The sequence below is a fragment of the Thermosynechococcus sp. genome, from assembly GCF_046299655.1.
GTDB lineage: Bacteria > Cyanobacteriota > Cyanobacteriia > Thermosynechococcales > Thermosynechococcaceae > Thermosynechococcus.
On sequence record NZ_JBKBHZ010000001.1, the window covers coordinates 187,284 to 206,646 of the forward strand.

General features: G+C 54.7%; 18 protein-coding genes. 12 read left to right on the plus strand and 6 right to left on the minus strand.

Translation table 11 applies throughout. The features are described 5' to 3' along the window. Window positions 1-4: 4 nt before the first annotated feature. Window positions 5-166 (plus strand): hypothetical protein, encoded by a 162-nt coding sequence (locus tag ACK4HN_RS01065; protein WP_409868223.1) that lies wholly within the window; start codon window positions 5-7, stop codon window positions 164-166. 4 nt (window positions 167-170) lie between these two features. Here the strand turns inward: ACK4HN_RS01065 and ACK4HN_RS01070 are convergent, their stop codons facing one another. From ACK4HN_RS01070 to ACK4HN_RS01085, 4 genes are read right to left on the minus strand one after another with little or no spacing between them, the layout of a single operon-like run. Continuing rightward, window positions 171-1,346 carry an LL-diaminopimelate aminotransferase gene (locus ACK4HN_RS01070; protein WP_409868224.1) on the minus strand — a complete coding sequence of 392 codons (1,176 nt, stop codon included), beginning with the start codon at window positions 1,344-1,346 and terminating at the stop codon, window positions 171-173. Then, entirely contained in the window at window positions 1,343-2,713 is a 1,371-nt protein-coding gene (gene ftsY / locus ACK4HN_RS01075) for a signal recognition particle-docking protein FtsY (protein ID WP_409868225.1), read from the minus strand. Before ftsY ends, ACK4HN_RS01070 begins: the two co-directional genes overlap by 4 nt. A 28-nt stretch (window positions 2,714-2,741) precedes the next feature. Further along, on the minus strand, window positions 2,742-3,602 hold the full coding sequence (locus ACK4HN_RS01080; RefSeq protein WP_409868226.1) for a 3'(2'),5'-bisphosphate nucleotidase CysQ: 861 nt from the start codon (window positions 3,600-3,602) through the stop codon (window positions 2,742-2,744). Further along, window positions 3,603-5,333: an ABC transporter ATP-binding protein gene (locus tag ACK4HN_RS01085; RefSeq protein WP_409868227.1), complete on the minus strand. Its 1,731-nt coding sequence runs from the start codon at window positions 5,331-5,333 to the stop codon at window positions 3,603-3,605. It abuts the gene before it with no gap. 63 nt (window positions 5,334-5,396) lie between these two features. Here ACK4HN_RS01085 and ACK4HN_RS01090 point away from each other — a divergent pair, with 63 nt between their 5' ends. Further along, on the plus strand, window positions 5,397-6,659 hold the full coding sequence (locus ACK4HN_RS01090; protein ID WP_409877103.1) for an ATP-binding protein: 1,263 nt from the start codon (window positions 5,397-5,399) through the stop codon (window positions 6,657-6,659). Here ACK4HN_RS01090 and ACK4HN_RS01095 read toward each other — a convergent pair. Next, on the minus strand, window positions 6,654-8,966 hold the full coding sequence (locus ACK4HN_RS01095; RefSeq protein WP_409877104.1) for a diguanylate cyclase domain-containing protein: 2,313 nt from the start codon (window positions 8,964-8,966) through the stop codon (window positions 6,654-6,656). The two genes, ACK4HN_RS01090 and ACK4HN_RS01095, sit on opposite strands and share 6 nt — an antisense overlap. Window positions 8,967-9,408: 442 nt before the next feature. Here ACK4HN_RS01095 and ACK4HN_RS01100 point away from each other — a divergent pair, with 442 nt between their 5' ends. The 6 genes from ACK4HN_RS01100 (at window position 9,409) to ACK4HN_RS01125 (ending at window position 15,244) form a co-directional block, all read left to right on the plus strand. Further along, window positions 9,409-11,289 carry a PP2C family protein-serine/threonine phosphatase gene (locus ACK4HN_RS01100; RefSeq protein WP_409868230.1) on the plus strand — a complete coding sequence of 627 codons (1,881 nt, stop codon included), beginning with the start codon at window positions 9,409-9,411 and terminating at the stop codon, window positions 11,287-11,289. Beyond that, complete coding sequence (queA, locus tag ACK4HN_RS01105; RefSeq protein ID WP_409868231.1) at window positions 11,289-12,353, plus strand: tRNA preQ1(34) S-adenosylmethionine ribosyltransferase-isomerase QueA; 1,065 nt, start codon at window positions 11,289-11,291, stop codon at window positions 12,351-12,353. Before ACK4HN_RS01100 ends, queA begins: the two co-directional genes overlap by 1 nt. Window positions 12,354-12,788: 435 nt before the next feature. Then, on the plus strand, window positions 12,789-12,986 hold the full coding sequence (locus ACK4HN_RS01110) for a hypothetical protein (protein ID WP_409868232.1): 198 nt from the start codon (window positions 12,789-12,791) through the stop codon (window positions 12,984-12,986). Between the two features lie 61 nt (window positions 12,987-13,047). Beyond that, complete coding sequence (locus ACK4HN_RS01115; protein WP_409853339.1) at window positions 13,048-13,860, plus strand: carbon-nitrogen hydrolase family protein; 813 nt, start codon at window positions 13,048-13,050, stop codon at window positions 13,858-13,860. A gap of 120 nt (window positions 13,861-13,980) precedes the next feature. Then, window positions 13,981-14,178: a hypothetical protein gene (locus ACK4HN_RS01120; protein ID WP_409868233.1), complete on the plus strand. Its 198-nt coding sequence runs from the start codon at window positions 13,981-13,983 to the stop codon at window positions 14,176-14,178. A 199-nt stretch (window positions 14,179-14,377) separates the two neighbouring features. Further along, a complete protein-coding gene (locus ACK4HN_RS01125) occupies window positions 14,378-15,244 on the plus strand; it encodes an alpha/beta fold hydrolase (RefSeq protein WP_409868234.1) in 867 nt (288 codons plus the stop codon). Here the strand turns inward: ACK4HN_RS01125 and ACK4HN_RS01130 are convergent. Continuing rightward, window positions 15,236-15,769 carry a P-loop NTPase family protein gene (locus tag ACK4HN_RS01130; RefSeq protein ID WP_409868235.1) on the minus strand — a complete coding sequence of 178 codons (534 nt, stop codon included), beginning with the start codon at window positions 15,767-15,769 and terminating at the stop codon, window positions 15,236-15,238. The two genes, ACK4HN_RS01125 and ACK4HN_RS01130, sit on opposite strands and share 9 nt — an antisense overlap. Window positions 15,770-15,931: 162 nt before the next feature. On the opposite strand from ACK4HN_RS01130, the gene ACK4HN_RS01135 reads away from it, so the two are divergent. The 4 genes from ACK4HN_RS01135 (at window position 15,932) to ACK4HN_RS01150 (ending at window position 19,363) form a co-directional block, all read left to right on the plus strand. After that, the gene (locus ACK4HN_RS01135; RefSeq protein ID WP_409868236.1) at window positions 15,932-16,579 is read left to right on the plus strand and encodes a DUF3386 domain-containing protein; all 648 of its coding nucleotides are present in this window, start codon (window positions 15,932-15,934) and stop codon (window positions 16,577-16,579) included. A gap of 2 nt (window positions 16,580-16,581) precedes the next feature. Then, on the plus strand, window positions 16,582-17,787 hold the full coding sequence (locus tag ACK4HN_RS01140; RefSeq protein ID WP_409868237.1) for a ribonuclease Z: 1,206 nt from the start codon (window positions 16,582-16,584) through the stop codon (window positions 17,785-17,787). 121 nt (window positions 17,788-17,908) lie between these two features. Beyond that, on the plus strand, window positions 17,909-18,139 hold the full coding sequence (locus ACK4HN_RS01145) for a hypothetical protein (protein WP_409868238.1): 231 nt from the start codon (window positions 17,909-17,911) through the stop codon (window positions 18,137-18,139). A gap of 54 nt (window positions 18,140-18,193) precedes the next feature. Beyond that, entirely contained in the window at window positions 18,194-19,363 is a 1,170-nt protein-coding gene (locus ACK4HN_RS01150; RefSeq protein WP_409868239.1) for a cysteine desulfurase family protein, read from the plus strand.

Sequence of the window (19,363 nt, forward strand, 5' to 3'; positions counted from 1 at the left end):
TGCCATGCTCTTTATCATTTTGTTGATTCTGCTTTGCACGGTCACCAATCTCTTTGCAGAGGTGCTGATTTTAACTCCCCTAGAGGTGTTGCGCTCCATTCATATCCCCGGAATTGTTCTTTGGGGTGGTCTGATCCTACTCGTGGCGTGGGTGATTGGGGAATAGCACCCTAGAGAACCGTTTGGCTAAATTCGGCAATTTGGGCAGCCGCCACCTCTAAACAGGGGCGATCGCGCACGAGGGCAAAGCGCACATAGCCCTCTCCCCCTGCCCCAAAGCCCGATCCGGGAGCTGCCGCAATCCCAGTTGCCTTAACAAGGGCTTGACAAAAGCCAAGGGAATCCCCTTGCCAAGGTTCCGGCAGTTGCGCCCACACATACATCGTCGCTGGCGGGAGGGGCACCGGCCAGCCATGATCACCGAGGGCTTGAACAAAGGCATCGCGCCGCTGGCGAAAGATTTCGCGTGTTTGCTGTACACAGGTTTGATCGCCGGTGAGAGCAGCAATGGCACCCCGCAGGATGCCGGCGTACTGGTTAAAGTCAATCACTGACTTAATTTGGCGCAGGGCGGCAATGACCTCGGCACGGCCAATGGCAAAGCCAATGCGAAAGCCCCCCATGTTGTAGGACTTAGAGAGGCTATAGAATTCAATGCCCAGTTGGCGATCGCGATCCACTTCAAAGATCGAGGGTGCCCGCTCCGCATCAAAGACCAGATCAATGTAGGGGAAATCATGGACTAGTAAAATCCCGTGGCGATCGCAAAACTCCACCGCTGTCCTAAAAAAGTCCAAGGGTGCAACCGCCGTGGTGGGATTGTGGGGATAGCTGAGAATCAGCAGTTTGGCCTGCTCTCGCACCCTCAGGGGAATGGCCTCTAAATCTGGCAAAAACTGATTTTCTGCCCGCAGGCGCAATGGATAGAGTTGCCCCCCTGCCAGATACACGCCCCCCGCATGGGAGGGATACCCCGGATCGAGCACTAGGGCATACTCTTGGGGATTCATCACCGCCAAGGGCAAGTGCGCCGTCCCCTCCTGCGAACCAATCAACGTCAGCACTTCCCGCTCGGGATCCACCCTGAGGCCAAAGCGGCGTTCAAACCAAGTGGCCACCGCCTGTCGAAAGGCCGCCGTACTGGCAAAGAGTTGATAGCCATAGGTACTGGCATCCCGCACCGCCGCTTCAATCGCCGCAAGAATGTGATCCGCGACGGGCAAATCCGCAGAGCCGAGGGAGAGATCCACAATTGGCGTGCCTGTGGCTGCCACTGCTGCCTTCGCCCGATCCATGGCATCAAAGACATTGCTCTGAAAGTACCGCAGGCGATCAGCTAGCCTCATGCTGTCCCCTCCACCTCACTGGAGAGCAAGGCCTCGACAAATTCAAAGCTGTTAAAGGGGCGCAGATCCTGAATGCCCTCCCCAGCTCCCACAAAGCGAATCGGCAGTCCCAATTCCTGCACCACTGCCAAGGCCACGCCCCCTTTGGCGGTGCTATCCAACTTGGTGAGGATGACGCCCGTAAGTTGTGCCGCCTCGGCAAAGACCTGGGCTTGGCGCAAACCATTTTGACCCAAGGTGGCGTCGAGAACTAGGAGCGATTCAATTTGCGCATCGCCTGCGTTCTTATCAATAATGCGGCGGATTTTCTTGAGTTCCTCCATCAGGTTGGCCTTGTTTTGCAGGCGGCCAGCGGTGTCCACCAGCAGCAATTCGGTGCCCCGCGCCTTGGCTGCCCCAATGGCATCAAAGACAACAGCCGCAGGATCGGTATTTTTGGCGGGGTTGGCAATGACCTCGACGTTGGAGCGCTGTCCCCAAATTTTCACCTGTTCGGTGGCGGCTGCCCGAAAGGTGTCTGCGGCTGCAATCAGACAGCGGTAGCCTGACCGCGTGGCAATGTGGGCTAGCTTGCCAATGGTGGTGGTTTTCCCAACGCCGTTGACACCAGCAATCAACCAGATATTCAGCACACCTTTTTTCGGCGCAAAGTCGCGGCGGTAGCCCGCTTCAAAGGGGCGATCCAGAATCTGCCGCAGAATCTCTTTAAGGGTGGCGATCGCCTGATCAGCCGGGAGTGTTTCTTGGCGAATTTTCGTTTGCAGGGCTGCAATAATCTGATCCGTGGCCTTGACCCCCACATCCGACTGCAACAGCAGCATCTCAATTTCTTCGACAGCATCCCGACTCAAAGGGCCTTGGCCGACGATCGCCCGCAGTTGATGTACTAGGCCACGACGGGTTTTGCCCAGACCTTGGCGCAGGCGTTGCAACCAAGTAATTTCCTCAATATCCACCTCCTCTGGGCGCCGGCCTTGGGCTGCCAGCACCTCCGCCGACCACAAAAAGCCCTCATCGAGGACAAGGGAGGAGCCTACTGGCTCAGCTTCCACAACGGGCTGGACAGGGGCAGATTCAACAGCAGCAGTCTTTTCCGACTCTTCAGAAATGGAAACGGGCACTGGTTCGGCAGTCGGTGTTTCTTGAGTTTCTTCAGGGGTTTCAATCGTCGTGGCACTCTGCGATTGCTGTCGCGCTTGAATGGACTGGAGTGCTCTTTTTGCCCAGTTAAGGATGCCAGGGGAGGCGGTGGATTCAGTTGTAGATTCTGTAGATTCTGCGGCTGGCGCTTCCGTTGGGGTTTCTGCGGGGGGCGATGGCTCCTCACCACTGCCACCCAACTTGCGTCGAAACCAATTAAAAACCATGCCCTATCCTTTATCCGACTGAACTTGCCTATTTTCCAGAATAGCCTTGATTTTCCTGTAAAAAGGCTTGCAGGCGATCGCCCACCCAGCGGCTCACAGTAGGATGCCCCACCACCAAGGGCAGCCAGTGGTGCACATCAGCGCAGCTATAGTGGGGCAATTCCCCATTGGCATAGGTAAAGGCTCCCCCCGCCTCCTGCATGATCAAATCCGGCGCGGCCAAATCCCAGTCCTTGGGGGCACTGCGTCCGCTAAGGCTAATGTATAAATCTGCCTCCCCTTGACAAATACTCACTGTCTTGCAGCCCATACTGCCCATGGGAATTTGCTGCACAGGCCCCAATGTGCTCAAAAAGGCTTGCAGACGCTCCCCAGCATGGCTGCGGCTGAGGACTACCCGCAACGGCTGCCCCTCAGGGGGCGGTTGAACCCGCAGTCGCGTCGCCCCTTGGCGGGTCTCTCGATAGGCGCCTGCGCCGGCAATGGCGGTGTAGATCACCTCCTGCTCTGGCCAAACCACGGCAGCTAAACAGGGGCGATGGTCATGGACGAGGGCAACGTGAATGGCGTACTCCCCCGTTTGCTGCAAGAAGTCGGAGGTGCCATCGAGGGGGTCAATAATCCACTGGTAGGGCTGCGGCAGCGGCTGCCTTGGGGTGTAGGTCTCTTCTGTCAAATAGCCAAACTGGGTGGGGGGAAAATGCACTTGCAGAGCGTGGCGCAAAAAGGCATCAATCGCTTCATCGGCAATGGTCACAGGATCACCACCTTTGTCCTGCACCGTTAGCTCCCTGACGTGGTGAGAAAACTGGCGCAGTTGCTCAAGGGCTTGCCAAAGAATCGGGCGCAGGGTGGCAAGGGTATGCTCAAGATCAAGGGTGGAGGACATCTAGGCTGCCTCAAGGGAAAGACCCCGCGGAATAGCAGCAATTAGGGTGCGGGTATAGTCGTGCTGCGGTTGTTGGTAAATAGCGTCAGCTTCCCCCATTTCCACAATTTCGCCATTGTACATCACCATGAGGCGATCGCTCATGAATTTCACCACACTGAGATCGTGGGAAATAAAGAGGTAAGTCAGTTGAAACTCCCGCTGGAGTTCTTTGAGCAAATTCAGCACCTGTGCCTGCACGGATACATCCAGGGCCGACACTGACTCATCACAAACGACAAACTCGGGATTCAAGGCCAAGGCACGGGCAATACAAATTCGCTGCCGCTGCCCCCCCGAAAATTCATGGGGATAGCGATTTTGGGCTTGGGGATCAATGCCCACCCGCTCCAGAAGATAGGCCACCCGCTCTTGGTGTTGCCGTTGCGACTGCTGAGGGCGGTGAATCCGCAGCGGTTCTGCCACCAACTCGCCAATGGTCATGCGCGGATTCAAAGAACTGTAGGGGTCTTGGAAAATGAGTTGCATGCGTTGCCGCAGGGGACGCAATTGGCGAGGCGATAAATGGCTAATGTCGCGATCGCCAAAAATAATTTTTCCCTGCGCCGGTTCTAGGAGGCGCAAGAGGGCGCGGCCGAGGGTAGTTTTACCACAGCCCGATTCTCCCACCAAGCCTAGGGTCTCCCCTTGACGAATCGTAAACGAGACATCCCTAACGGCAGTAACAAAGCGCTGCGTGCCCGCCACGGGATATTTGACCCAGAGGTGTTCCACCCGCACCAATGGCGGTTGGCTAGCCAAATGCGTCAAGCGTTCCTGCTGCTGCGCTGGGGAAATCACTTCTAGGCGCGGGGGAGTGGCCGCTAGAAAATCCGCCACGGTTGGCAGAATCGCCAGACGCTGATCCAAGCGGGGACGACAGGCCAAGAGTCCTTTGGTGTAGGGATGTTGGGGGTGGTGAAACACCTGCTGCACTGTTCCAGATTCAACAATTTGCCCTTGGTACATGACAACGACCTGATCCGCCAATTCCCCAATGAGATTGAGATCGTGAGTCACAAAAATTAACGAGAGATGGTATTGCTGCTGTAACTCCCGCAAAAGCCGCAGGATTGCCGCTTGCACCGTAACATCAAGGGCGGTTGTGGGTTCATCGGCAATTAACAGCCTTGGCGAAGCGGCCATAGCCATGGCAATCATGACGCGTTGAATTTGTCCGCCGGAGAGTTGGTGGGGATAGCGACGGAGAAAGCGTTTTTTGTCTTCAAGGGGGTCTTCGGGGTTGAGCAGATGCACCTGCTCCAGAAGGGCGATCGCCCGCTGTTGACATTGTCCTTGGGGGAGTCGCTGCTGCGGATCAATGGCCTCCGCCAGTTGAAAGCCAATGGTATAGACCGGATTGAGGGAACTCATGGGTTCCTGGAAGATCATCCCGATCTGGCGACCGCGAATCTGCTGCATTTGGCGGGGAGAGCAGCGCAGCAAGTCAATGGCCTCCCCCTCTGGCTCTGGTTGAAACCACGCTTCGCCGTGGCTGATCTGTCCCGGCGGTAGGAGCAACTGCAACAGCGCCAAACAGGTCACCGATTTTCCTGATCCCGACTCACCGACGATACCAAGGGTTTGACCCCGCTCAAGGTTAAAGGAAATGCCATCCACTGCCCGCAGAGTCTGATGGGGCTGGCGAAAGTCAACGGTGAGGGCTTCAACACGCAAAAGCGGTGACGACATCGCAGGGCAAACCAACTCGGAATAATCCTAGAACTAGAATAGAGGCGATTTTGGCACTCAGGCATGGAGTTGATCTGTTTTGGGGTGGGCCTGCTGTTGGGGCTAATGATCTGGTTCTGGCAGTGGCGGCAAGTGCAACACGCTTTGGAGACGCTCCTTGAGCAGTACACCACCGCTTCCTTCAAATCCTCACCGTGGCAACGGCTGCGAACCCTAATTCACCAACAGCGACAAGAACAAGAACGCTGCCATCGGAAAATACGGCGCTGTCAAACGCTCCTTGAATATGCCCCCATTGCCTATCTGGAGGTGGATGATGCAAATTGTGTGGTCTGCTGTAATGCGGCAGCGCGATCGCTCCTTGGTTTAGTGCATCCCGAAGGCCGTCTTTTACTGGAACTAGTGCGCTCCTACGAATTGGACTGTCTCATTGAAGAGGTGCGCCAAGAAGAAACGATGCGGGAGCAGGAATGGCCCTATGCCTACCTCACACCGACGGGGCAAACCAAGCGCAAACCCCTGCGGGCACGGGGACTCTTCCTTGGCGAGGGGCATGTGGGTGTATTTATTGAGGACTGCGAAGAAGTGGTGCGGCTGCGGGATGAGCGCGATCGCTGGGCTGCGGATGTTGCCCATGAACTGAAAACCCCCTTGACCTCACTGCGCTTGGTGACTGAAACGTTGCAACAACGGGTGCCGGAGTCCTTACGGGTTTGGGTCGATCGCCTCCTCGAGGAAATTATTCGTCTCAGCCTCCTCGTCCAAGAACTCCTAGAATTAAATCGCCTCAGCCACACCCCCGCCGATAGCCTAGAGCGACACCCCCTTGACCTTGTCCAACTCATTGACACTGCATGGCAATCCCTCACCCCCCTCGCTGCGGCTAAAGACATTCACCACGAGTACACAGGTCCAAAGCAATTTCCCTACTGTGGCAATGAATCGCAACTGTTTCGGCTCCTTGTCAATCTCTACGACAACGCCATTAAATACGGCCCTGTGGGGAGTCGGGTTTACACCTGCCTAGGGAGCAATCGCGAGGGGGGCTATCTCTGTCTCGAGGTCATTGATACCGGCAGTGGCTTTCCCCCCAAGGACTTGCCCCATGTGTTTGAACGCTTCTATCGGGCACAGGCGCGGCGGCATCGCTTTGTGATTCCCACCGATAGTGAAGGGCGGATGCCCCCCGTGGGGAGTGGTAGCGGTTTGGGATTGGCCATTGCTCGCCAAATTGTGGAATGCCATGGCGGCTATATGCAGGCAGCCAATCATCCCGACTATGGCGGCGCATGGTTGCGGATTTATCTGCCTTTGACCTCGCTATAGTTCCTTGGCTACCCAGCGATCGCGCCCTCGTGCCTTCGCCTCATAGAGGCACTCGTCAGCTAAATGTAACAACATTGATGGTGCATGGTCAGGACTGGGTAGTGTCGTTGCAATGCCAAAACTCGCCGTCAGTTGCGGGCCAGCTGTACTTTTCGCGTGGGTGATATTGGTCTCGGCCAAGGCACGTTGCAATTGCTCAACAATATGGATTGCGCCAGCTTGATCCGTACTCGGCAAGAGCAGCGCAAACTCCTCACCGCCAAAACGACTCGCTAAATCCCCTGGCCGCCGCAGATGACTCTCTAGAATTCGCGCCACTTGTTTGAGAACTTGATCCCCCTGCAAATGCCCATAGTGATCGTTGTAGGCCTTAAAACAATCAATATCCAGCATCACCAAGCTCAGGGGCTGCTGCTCCCGTTGACAGCGGCGCCACTCCTTCGCAAAGAGTTCATCAAAGCAACGGCGATTGCCAATATCCGTGAGGCTATCCAGATAGACCATCTGTTGCAAATTGGCATTGGCCACTTCCAATGCCTGATACATCTCTCCCTGTTGCAGGGCTACCGTCAAGGGTTCGGCAATGCGTTGCAGCAGGAACAACTCCTCCCGTTGCCAGAGACGAGGGGCACGACAATGATGGGCAATTAACAACCCCCACAAGTGCTGACCTTGAAGAAGGGGAACAACCAGATTGGCTTGAACTTGCAGGCTAAGCAGTAATTCACGGTAGCAATCTTGCAACTGGGCTTGGCTGACATCACTGATACTGGCGGTGCGCCCCTCCAGAAAGTGCTGCGCCGTTTCCTTTGTAAAACAGGGGTCATGGATCACTCGACCCAAGAGGGAGTACTGCGGCGATGTGGTCGCCTCCACCTCTATAATGCCGCTGCCATCCGGTAGAAAGCGGTAAATCAGCACGCGATCGCTCAGGAGCAGTTGTTGAATACTGGTGACTGCCCGCTGCAAAATTTCTTCCAGTTGCAGGGATTGGCGAATATCCTGAATGATTGTGCTGACGATAATCTCCCGCTCTAGGGCACTCTTGAGCCGCTCTTCCGTGCGCTTTTGCTCCGAGACATCCAGGAGCACGCCGTAGAGGGTATTGGTTTCAGGATCGAGCTGGCCGCGATCGCTGAGATAGCGAAAACAGCCATCGCGGTGTTGAATGCGATAGGTGGTATTGTAGGCGAGCTGCTGCTGAATGGCCTGTTCAATATCCCGTTCCGCCAAGGCCAAATCTGCCGCTGGGATAATCTGGCGCAGATCCGCTAAATCTTGGGGAAAGTAGCCGGTGAGATGATAAATCTGATCGCTGACATAGCTAAACCGCCACAGGCGATCGCGCCGATAGATGGCCACGGGCAAATGGCTAATTAGGGTATTGTAGCGCTGCTCACTTTCCGTAATCGCCACCGTAATTGCCTGTTGCCGTGAGAGTTGCCAGCGCAGTTCCGCTGTGGCCTTATTGAGTTCCCGTGTTAAGACCTGAATTACCCCTTGGGCTTCCGTAATGTCAATTGCCGCTAAAAGATTGCTTTGGGTCACAATCCCCAACATCTGCCCATCGTCGTCCACGACCACAACACGGCGGACTTGATGTTCCTTCAGTAAGTGATTGACCTGCCATAGGCTTTGATCGGGCTTCACCGTCAGCACAGGCTGCGACATAATACTGCCAACGGTTCCTCTGAGTACTCCCCCTTGGCTATGCAGTGCCTCAAAAATATCCTTTTCCGTAATAATGCCGCGCGGCAGCACGCCATGGGATGTTTTTTCTGGAACCACCAAGCTAGTGACACCCTGTTCGGTCATCAGGACAGCCGCCTCCTGAAGCGAAGCCTCCGCCGCAATCGTGGCCACATCGGGAACCATCACCTCAGCCACCCGTTTAATTCGCAGCAGATCCACAGGGCGCAGGCTCTCCCGAAAAGCTTGGCGGGTTAGTAGTCCCTCAACCCGTCCCGATTCATTGACCACAGCAAGGGCCTCCACACCCAACTGACGAAAACGCCCTAGAACCGCCAGTGGGTCATCGAGATCACTTAGCCGCAGACAATAGTCCGATGGCAGCATGATCTGGGCAGCCGTGATCGCTTCGGGCGAGTAACCTTTGCCAAGGGCACGGATCACTTCCCGTTGGGTGATCAATCCCCGAAACTGTCCCTCCTCTTCGACGACTAAACCAAAACCTTTATTTTTCTGTAACCCTTGCAGAATCTCATTGAAGGAACCCCTTGGAGCGATCGCAACCAACTGAGCCTGTACCAAGGCTTGCAAATTTAAGCCTGAACTCAATTGCTCCATAGTTTTCCTCTCTCGCAAAAATATACCGTTAGAGTTTGGTCTATAGTTTTTAATTTTTCTAAAAAGTAAAAACAAGATTTACAAAAATTTGCATTACTAATTTTGACAGTCTCTACTACAGATTGATTATTCCAATTCTATCCTGATAGTTTGGTGATAACATCGAGGCTGTTGACAGTGGTGAACACAGCCCTTTACTTAAAAATATGGAACAGGGGATTTGAGGCTCTCCTGTGGTGGCTTTCACAGTCTTGGGTGCGCTCGATCCAGCAGCAAAGGGTTGTCATTGGGATATTCCGCTGTTGCGGGAGAAAAGCTAGGATAGGGAATTGAATGCCCTCTATTCGCCCCGACCATGGACTAGCGAATTACTGGATCAGACACTTTATGCGTACCTGCTGCGGGTGATTGTGACTGCGGCAGCCCTCTCAGGATTGAAGCGATGAATCCACCTACGCCTAATCTCATTTGCCCGGAGTGTGGCACGGCAAATCCTATCCCCCAAGTTGAGTGTTGCCACTGTCAGGTGCCACTCCTGAAACGCTACTTGTGGGCGATCGGTTCGGGTTTGGATCGCTACACTGTGGGTGAGCTGCTGAGCGATCGCTATCTGGTGCAAGGCAAACATCTGCTTTTGGATCTACTACCGGGAGAACCCGCTCCTGGGGTGGACAACACCTCTCAGCTCTACCGTCCCTATCTGCGCCTATTTCCCAAGCGTCCCCATGTCCCGGAATTATTTGGCGCCCTTTCCCTCCCTGAAGGCGAACTGTTGCTCCTTGAGCATGCCCCCGTCAGTTGCATTGACATTGCTGATGCTAAAGTTGTCCCCGGTCTGACCCATGCCGCTCCCCTCACTGCCGTCTGGGAGAAAGCGAATTTAGTACGCCGCCTCAACTGGTTATGGCAAATCATCTCCCTTTGGCCAGCGTTGGTGGCAGAAAATGTGGCCCTTACACTGCTCAATCCCCAACTTTTGCGAGCTGAGGGATGCCTTGTGCGGCTTCTGCAACTGCAAGCGGGCAATAATCCCACCTTGGCGGATCTTGGCAAATTTTGGCAAACCCATTTCAGCTTTGCTGATCAAGGGGAAAATTTTCAGCAGGCCTTCACGCTCCTGTGTCAACACATGCAGGATTCTCACGAAACTAGCCCTGAATCTATTCGTGACACCCTAGAGACACTGTTTCAACAGGCCCTTGATCCCCTTGGTTATGAATACCACTATGACATTGCTAGCCGCTCCGACCAAGGGCCTAGTCGTACTCGCAACGAGGACAAGTGCTTTCCAGAGCGCGATCTCAGCAGCCAATCACAGGTGCTCGCCCTAGTGTGTGATGGCGTCGGGGGGCATGAAGGGGGCGATGTCGCTTCGGGTTTGGCCGTTCACATTCTTGAGGAAACGCTAAGGCCCCTCAAGCTGTTGGAGATGTCCCCGCAGGCGGTTGAGCAGGCGATTCAAACCGCCATTCGCCGCACCAATGATGCGATCAATCAACGCAATGATACGGAGCAGCGCCACGAACGCCAGCGCATGGGGACAACAGTCGTTGCCGCTTTAATTGAACAGGCTCAGCTTTACCTTGCCCACATTGGCGATAGCCGCGCCTACTGGATCAACCGCTGGGGCTGCTACCAACTTACCCTCGATGACGATGTGGCCAGCCGCGATGTGCGCTTGGGGATGAGTACCTACCATCAAGCCCTCGAACTTCCCTATGGTGGTTCCCTGGTTCAAGCGTTGGGTATGGCACCCTCCCACCATCTGCACCCCACCGTTGAACGCTTTTTGCTGGATGAAGAGGGAATTCTTTTGCTGTGTTCCGATGGTCTCAGTGACTTTAATCGTGTCGAAACCTACTGGCCACAGTACCTCCTGCCTGTGCTCCAAGGTCAGCTTACCCTCACTGCTGCGGCTGAACAACTCATTGATCTTGCCAATCGCCTCAACGGCCATGACAATGTGACGGTGGTGCTCATTCACTGTCGGGTGAAGAACGCCTTGGGTGTCATTGATGTGGACTACAGCGACATTGTCTGTCAAGGGGAGTTGCCAGAGGTGACAGACATCACGATGAGTTACGTTCCCCCACCGCAGACATCAGAACTTGACGTGACAGTTTCCCAAATTGCTGAACCCCCGCAACCGAAACTGCAACCACCTAAAGTTCAGCGCTCCCAAGTGTGGCTGCTGCTACTCATTGGTGTGGGTATTACGACTGCTGCTCTTGGTTGTTTGGCTGTTTTGACATCTATGAACCGCTCTCTAGATGGGATAGAGTCATCCCCTTCACCTTTGATTACCCCCAACAATGCCCAGTAATGCCTAGCCCTGCTGATTTTTCCCTCGACGCCTACGACTATCACCTGCCTCCCGAGCGAATTGCCCAACATCCCGTTTCTCCGCGGGATCATTCGCGCCTGATGGTGGTGACCCAGGAGACGGCTACAGATCATTATTTCTATGAGCTACCCCAACTGCTGCAAGCGGGGGATTTACTGGTACTCAATGATACACGGGTGATTCCGGCGCGGCTCATCGGTCAAAAAGTCGGCGGCTCTGGCCGCACCGTTGAGGTGTTTCTCCTCGAAGAATTGAGCGATCGCCAGTGGTTGGCTCTAGTCAAGCCCGGTCGCAAATTGCGCCCCGGGGCGGTGATTCAAATCGGCACGCTGCAAGCAACAGTACAGGCCATTGATGAGGAGACCCGAGGCCGCGTGATTGAATTCGACCTGCCGCCGGGCGATCGCCTCTGGTCCTACCTCGATCAACTTGGGCAAGTGCCTTTGCCCCCCTACATTGAGCAGCCAATTGAAGATAGCGAGCAGTACCAAACTGTCTATGCCCGCCGTCCCGGCGCGGTAGCTGCCCCCACTGCCGGCTTGCACTTTACCCCCGAACTCCTGAGCAAGCTAGCCTATCAGGGGATTGATCACTGTTTTGTGACCCTCCATGTGGGCATTGGCACCTTTCGTCCCGTCGAGGCCAGCGATATTCGCCATCATCATCTTCATGAAGAATGGATTGAAGTCCCCGCTGCCACGGTCGAGCGGATTCAGGCCGCCAAAGCTGCCGGAGGACGGATCATTGCCGTTGGTACCACCGTGATTCGCTCCCTAGAGACCGCCGCCCAATCAGGCACCCTTCAGCCCTTTTGTGGCAAGAGTGATCTCTATATCTATCCGGGGTATCAGCCCAAGATTGTCGAGGGCTTCATTACCAACTTTCATTTGCCCCGCTCTAGCTTGATGATGCTTGTCAGTGCTTTTATTGGTCGTGAGCGCCTGCTGCAGTTGTACCAACAGGCTATCGATCGCCAGTACCGCTTTTATTCCTTTGGCGATGCCATGCTAATTTTGCCCAGTGCTTGCCAAAGCCCCCTTTGAGTGTGCTATTCTAAAGCCAGTTGTTTTTCAAATTACCGTTCAGGGAGATGGAGGTGATGCCCATGGCAGATAGTAGTAAACGCTTGGGTCGTCGTTTTGGAGTAGCTCAACTCTAGGAAAGAGTTGTTCTCCATCGGTTGATTTGAAATGCACACCTAGGAGGCTCTTGCTCCTAGAAGTTGATACCCACGATAACCACCAGACCGCTCCTAAGGCCTTCCTTGGGAGCGGATGGCTTTTTAGGGGCATGCCTAGGCTTGAGCAAGGGTATGGTTTTGTGGCTAGCCATTACAAAACATTTCAGATGCTCGGTCGCGCATTGGCGATGATCTAAACCAGAACGTCGCCACTGTTGGCCAAGTCAAGAAGATTCATTGAGAGTGAATAACGACTAATGATGGTGGACTCTGGAACTGTTGCGTTCTGAGAGCAGCCATGGCCGTTCAATCCCTACCCCAAAAAACACGGCAAGAAACGCCGCGCTTGCATCCCATTAGCGGTACCAAGCTAGTGCTAGTCGTGCTGTTGAACCTCTTTATTGCCGATTATGTCTTTTGGGCATACCGCACTGCCCATGAGCATCAGCTTCCGACCCAACGCAATCCCATCTTCCAGAACCTGCATTCTCCCTAGACTTGACCTCGGCAGATTGCGACGAATAGAATGAAGGGTTGCTGTCTTTTTTCCAATGGGCATGAAATCCTATCTCGCTGCCGCAGTGCAAATGACGAGCCAACCCAATCTTGAAGCGAATCTGGCTCAGGCAGAAGAATTGATTGAATTGGCGGTGAGACGGGGAGCAGAACTCATTGGACTGCCAGAGAATTTCTCCTTTCTTGGGGACGATCAGGAAAAGGTAGCCCAAGCAGCCATGATCGCTGAGCGGACTGAGGCCTTTTTGAAACGCATGGCGCAGCGATTTCAGATTACCTTGGTGGGGGGTGGCTATCCAGTACCAGCCACTGAGGGCAAAGTCTATAACACAGCAGTACTCATTGGCCCTTCTGGAGAAGAATTAAGCCGTTACCAAAAGGTGCATTTATTTGATGTCGATTTGCCCGATGGCAATATTTACCACGAATCAGGCACAGTGCTAGCGGGACGCCAATTGCCCTCCGTCTATCCCAGTAAGGAACTGGGGAATATTGGCTTGTCCGTGTGCTACGATGTCCGCTTTCCGGAACTTTACCGCGCACTCTCCCAAGCGGGGGCAACGGTGCTGTTTGTGCCGGCGGCCTTTACCGCCTTCACGGGTAAGGATCACTGGCAAGTTCTACTGCAAGCTCGGGCGATTGAAAATACCTGTTATGTCATTGCGCCAGCTCAAACGGGGATTCACTATGGGCGGCGGCAAACCCACGGCCATGCCCTGATTGTCGATCCTTGGGGAACCATCCTCGCAGATGCGGGCGATCGCCCCGGATTAGCCATTGCAGCGATTGAACCCAGCCGCCTTGAGCAAGTACGCCAACAAATGCCCTGCCTGCAACACCGTGTCTTTTTCTAATCCTTGGGCAAATTGTGCAATCAATCGTAACAGGGCATACAGTAGGGGGGAGTCTCCTACGTTATCCTAAAACCATAGGTGAGTCCTTGCCCTCACTCCAAACCCATTAGGAGAGTATCTATGGATAGCGTTAAGGTTCCCAACCCGCAAGCCTCCGCCGAGGTTTGGAACTCCCTAAAGCAGGCGATCGCCCACAGCTCAGGTTTTCAGCGTTGGTTGAGCGAAAAGCAAGCCAGTGTTGTCGTTGAGCAGCCCACGGATCTTGATGCTTGCGTTACCGCTTACCTGCGTCAGGCCCTCGAAACCCTTGCCTACTAACGTTACGCCAGAATTATTTCAGAATTGTCTTTCGAAGTGATATCCAGTTTGGCGTTGCAGAGGCAGCCTACTGATTTTTTGAATTCTCTCTCCCCTCGGAAGCGGGGTTTTTTATTGCTGCAAAGAGCGATCGCTCTGCCAAAGTCCTACGTTCAGGGTTTCTTGGTTATAGTGGAAAGTGCCAGCTCACAAGGTGCCTATGATTGAAGGCCCGTGGATCCATAAGTTTATTGTCTCCAATGGCATCCGTCTCCACTATGTCACCCAAGGAGAAGGGGAGTTGGTGCTATTGCTCCACGGCTTTCCCGAGTTCTGGTACTCTTGGCGACATCAGATTCCCGTCTTGGCGGAAAAGCACAAAGTCGTGGCCCTCGATTTGCGCGGCTATAATCTCAGCGATAAACCCCAAGATGCCGCCAGCTATGTTCTTGATGAGTTAATCCTTGACATTGTCGGTGTGATTGACGGCCTAGGCTATCGACGCTCTCACTTGGTAGGGCATGACTGGGGGGGAATGGTGGCTTGGGGGGTCGCCTATGCCGTACCTGAGCGGATTCAAACCCTGAGTGTGTTAGCCTGTCCCCATCCTGCCAAGTTTCAACAGTTGAGTTTTGAGCAATGGTTGCGCAGTAGCTACATGCTGCTGTTTCAACTGCCGTGGCTACCAGAGATACTCTTGGAGTGGGGGGGCTATGGGGCGATCGCCCAAATTTTTCGCTGGGCCGCAGTGAACCAGCAGGCCATTCGACCCGCAGACCTAGCGCTCTATCAAGATGCCGCCGCCCACCGGGGTGCCCTCTCCGGCATGCTCAACTACTACCGTGCAGGGCTACAAAGTCTCTGGAGTCGCGAGTGGGGAGTTCTCGATGTACCCACTTTGATGCTCTGGGGGCGACAAGACCCGACCTTGGGCATTGAACTCACCTACGGCACAGAAGCCTTCGTCAGGGAACTGAAAATTCAATATTTGGACTGTTGTGGTCACTTTGTGCAGCAGGAGCAACCTGATCTAGTGAATGAGTATTTACTGGAGTGGCTAGAGACGGTTTCCGCGCCCCTAAATTAGACGGCGTAATTCAGTCACTTGGTCAGCGATCGCCAGCAGCGATGCCGGCATGTCAGGCCCTGTCAGCATGACATCGAGGGTGCGGGGGCGATTCTTGAGAAAATCCAGTACTTCAGCTTCACTCAGCAGCCCCAATTGAATGGCCACACTCACCTCATCGAGAACAGCTAAACGATACTCGCCCCCCTGCACTGTGGCTTGCAGATGTTGCCAAAGCTGCCAAACAGCGGCCTTCTCTTCAGGGGTGATAGTCTCTGCATCCCCAAGACAACGCTGCAGCGCTGGTCGCCACCACGTCAAATGTTGTCCCAACTGAATCGGATGCTCAATTCCCGTTTGAATTCCCCCTTTTAGGAATTGCACCACTAAGACACGACTCCCTTGGGCAGCCACCCGCAGCGCCTGGGCCATCACCGTAGTGAAAAAGTGCCGCTGCGGACAGGTAAACACCTGCACCACCCCCTCAATGCCATAGGTGACGGGCAAACCTGCCTCAGAAACGGAAACCGAGAGCTGCGCTACCATAGGGTTCTTGTCCAGTCAAAGGGGGCACTTCCCCTAGAGATTACATATCTAGTGTTGCATACTGCGATTTACCCCTAGTGAACACTAGATATACGTTGTCGTCAAGGGGTCAGAGAATTGAGTTATCTTAAAACAATGTGACTGTTACGGAGGATGCTCCCCATGCCCGCGACACAGACTCTTGATGCTGAGGCGCTCTTTCGCGCCGCCTATGAAAATCGTTACACATGGGATGAGAAGTTTCCCGGTTTTACGGCCAAAGTCACACTCATTGATGGCGATCGCACCTACCAAGGCCAAGTGAAAGTGAGCCGCGATTACAACGTGGAAGTCAGTGGCATTGAAGACGAGCAAGTGCGCGAATCCCTCTACAACCAACTGCGGGATGTGATTGTCCACCGCAAGCGCAACAGTTTTGAAGCGGCTCACAGCAAAAACACCTTCCAAGCGGGGGAAACCGACGCCAGTGGGGCAGTGGAGATCCTCGTCAGCGGCGACGCCATGGGGTCGAACTACAAGGTGCGGGATAATCAAATTGTCTATGTCAGCCGCGTCATGGGGCGGGTCGCCTTTGCCATTACCCACCGGGAAGCCCTCGATACGGGCGCAGGCTACATTTCCACCAACTATGTGGCGGTCTTCCGCAATCCGCAAACCAACGAAGTGCTACGACAAATGGAATTTGAGGATACCTATGTGCCCGTAGGCAATTACTACCTGATGAGCCGGCAGGTGGTGCGCACCCATGAAAATGGCCAAACCAGTACCGTGGAAATCCGTTTTGATGACCTGCAACTCCTAGACGACTAAGCGTGGAAATTACATTTCTAGGGACCAGTTCTGGGGTCCCCACCCGCACACGCAATGTTTCCAGTGTGGCTCTACGGCTGCCCCAGCGCAAGGAAATTTGGCTCTTTGACTGCGGGGAGGCCACCCAGCATCAATTGCTGCGCAGCGACCTGCGAACCAGTCAGATCCGCCGCATTTTCATTAGCCACATGCACGGCGATCACATCTTTGGCCTGATGGGCTTGCTGGCCAGTTGTGGCCTCGCAGGAACCGTGAGTCAAATTGATGTCTATGGCCCGCCGACCTTGGATCGCTACATTGCCAGTTGCTTGCGCTGGTCGGTGATGCGGCTTCCCTACAAGTTGCAGGTGCATACGGTGGAGCCGGGGGAAGTCTTTAGCGATGGCGAGTTTACCGTCACCTGTCGGCTGCTGCATCATCGCGTTCCCGCCTTTGGCTACCGCGTCAGCGAGAGCGATCGCCCCGGTCGCTTTCATGTGGAAAAAGCCCAAGCCTTGGGAATTCCCTTTGGTCCGCTGTATGGTCAACTCAAGCAGGGCAAAACGATCACTCTCGCCGATGGCCGCACCTTTGATGGCCGCGACTTCTGTGATCCACCGCAGCGGGGACGCAGCATGGTCTATTGCACCGATACGGTCTTTTGTGAAAGCGCGGTTGAATTGGCGCAGCAGGCGGATGTCCTCATTCACGAGGCGACATTTTCCCATCAGGAGGCCGATCTCGCTTTTGCGCGGCTGCATTCTACGTCCACGATGGCGGCCCAAGTGGCGGCCTTTGCCCAAGTGAAATTGCTCTTCCTCACCCACTTTAGTGCCCGCTATGCCCCCGGGAATCCAGTGCAGGTGGAGGATCTGCTGGCGGAAGCCCAAGCTATTTTCCCCAATACTCGCTTGGCGCGGGATTTTCTCCGCTACGAGATACCCCGTGGTGAGGACGCGCCCCAAGACAATCTAGCCATCCCAGCAGACAAAGGGGATGTAATCAGCAATCGAGGTGAGGAGAAAACGGTTGTTGTGGCTCAAAAAACTGCGCCAGTGATCGCCATCAACCGTGCCACTCGCCAACAAATGCAGCAGAAACTTGGAATTGACGCTGCTACAGCCAATGCAATTTTGGAGCGGCGGCGACAGCAAAAGTTCACTTGCCTAGAGGAACTCGAACGCCTGTATCCACAGGTGGCATGGGAAACTCTCAACGTGGCGTTCTAAGGAGCGATTTTGGGAACTTGTGATTGAGATCAACGTCTTGTTCTGCGGCTGATCACAGTTCAGTTGTGCAAAGGACTGGCATAGTTGAGACCATACAGGTAAATGTCAAGGGGATTGACGTATGACGCTGCTAGAGCTAGTCCGCCGCATTCAGGCGACTCGGATCGTGACCCCTGCTCAAGAGCGACAAATCAATGAATTGTTGTGGCAGGGTTTCCTGAGTGCTACGGAATATCAAGCCATGCAGGAGCTAGTTACGGGGATTATTGCTGGAGACATTCAAGTCATCTCTCAGATTCAGCGGTTTGGTAGCAAAAAGGAGCTAGGGAATCATCGGTTACAATTGGCTTAAGGGACTGGGTTTTATGACAGTTCTGCCATTGGTTTTTGGGAGCTGCTCTTGCCCATGCAACTGTATTTCGACTATGGTGCGACAACCCCCTGTCGAGCAGAGGCTGTTGCAGCGATGGTAACGGCCTATGAACAGCAGTGGGGCAACCCATCAAGTATCCATGAGTGGGGGCAACGTGCGGCGATCGCCCTTGAGCAGGCACGGATGCAGGTGGCGGCACTGATTCATGCTCAAGCAGATGAGATTATCTTTACTTCTGGGGGTACAGAAGCGGATAATCTTGCCCTGTGGGGCGTCTGCCAATGCTACCGTCAGCCCCAGCATTTGATTATTTCGGCAGTCGAGCATTCGGCGGTGGCCAAGCCGGCGGCTGCCCTTGAGGCCCAAGGCTGGCAAGTGACCCGCTTGCCCGTCAATCACTGGGGACAGGTGGAACCCGCCCAACTGCGGCAGGCGCTGCAACCAAACACGGTCTTGGTTTCGATCATCTATGGCCAGAGTGAGGTGGGCACGCTCCAACCCATTGCTGAACTTGCCGCCATTTGTCAAGAGGCAGGGGTGCTGTTCCATACGGATGCGGTTCAAGTGGCGGGACGGGTTCCCTTGGATGTGCAACGGCTAGGGGTGGATCTACTATCACTCTCAAGTCATAAAATTTATGGCCCTCAGGGGGCAGGGGCGCTCTATGTGCGATCGGGGGTGCCCTTAGAACCGCTCTTGCGTGGCGGTGGGCAGGAACTTGGCCTCAGGGCAGGAACGCAGGCAGTACCGACCCTTGTGGGTTTTGGGGTAGCGGCGGAATGGGCAGCGACTGAACTGGAGACAGAACCCATGCGCCTTGGCCAACTGCGCGATCGCCTGTGGCAGCAGTTACAGGATCATCCTCAAGTGGAACGCACGGGGCATCCATGGCAGCGATTGCCTCATCATTTGAGTTTGATTGTGCGCGATCGCCACGGCCAACCCTTGAATGGCAAAACCTTGGTGCGGCAACTGAATCTAGCAGGCATTGGCATTAGTGCGGGTTCTGCCTGTCAAAGCGGTCAAACTCAACCCAGTCCCACCCTTTTGGCCATGGGCTATGATCCTGAAACCGCCAAAGCAGGGATTCGCATTACCCTAGGGCGGCAGACTACGGCTGCCGATGTGGATTGGTTGGCTATGGTGCTGCGGCAGTATCTCGCCGAGGCGATCGCCTCGCCCTTGGCGGCATCTATTTCCTAG